The organism is Vibrio sp. 1078-1, from assembly GCF_033340475.1.
In genome coordinates this window covers 1-606 of sequence record NZ_JAWOWM010000562.1, presented here as the reverse complement: position 1 = coordinate 606, position 606 = coordinate 1, and the positions used below count along the sequence as shown (strand labels likewise).

Here is a 606-nt window from a genome sequence, read left to right as displayed (position 1 = left end):
AACGTGAATAATGGGGTGTACCGTTGCGGTTTTGCTACTTCGCAAGAAGCGTATGAAGAGGCTTTTGAATTGTTGTTTTCGGCCTTAGATAAAATTGATGCTCATCTGGCGACCCATCGCTATCTAGCAGGCAATAAAATTACGGAAGCCGATTGGCGTTTGTTCACCACGTTAGTGCGTTTTGATGCCGTGTACGTTGGGCACTTCAAGTGTAATAAACAACGCATTGCCGATTACGTCAATATTCAGGGTTATCTGAAAGAGTTGTATCAGATTGACGGTATCGCCGATACCACCGATTTCTATCATATTAAGCGCCATTATTACTTCAGTCACACAGGGATTAATCCAACGCAAGTGGTGCCTAAAGGGCCTGATTTAGACTTTAGTTCTCCTCACCAAAGAGAAATGATCGGTTAGTTTGTAACGGTTCATCCAATACAAAAGCCCTCAACGACGAACTGCGTTGTTAAGGGCTTTTATTTACGCTACGTACTAGGAGCAAGAGGGGCAATTTTTAAATATATGCTCGCCTTATTTAGCGCGGACGATGTCCATCACCAACTTACCGTCAACCTTTACTGGACCATCTTCTTTGGCTACGAG

1 protein-coding gene is annotated in these 606 nt (G+C 43.6%); it reads left to right on the top strand.

Annotated elements, in window-relative coordinates; translation table 11 throughout:
- Positions 1–420, top strand: a 420-nt coding sequence (locus tag R7190_RS28795; protein ID WP_318138054.1) for a glutathione S-transferase C-terminal domain-containing protein, incomplete at its 5' end; no start/stop codon positions are given.
- Positions 421–606: the final 186 nt, after the last annotated feature.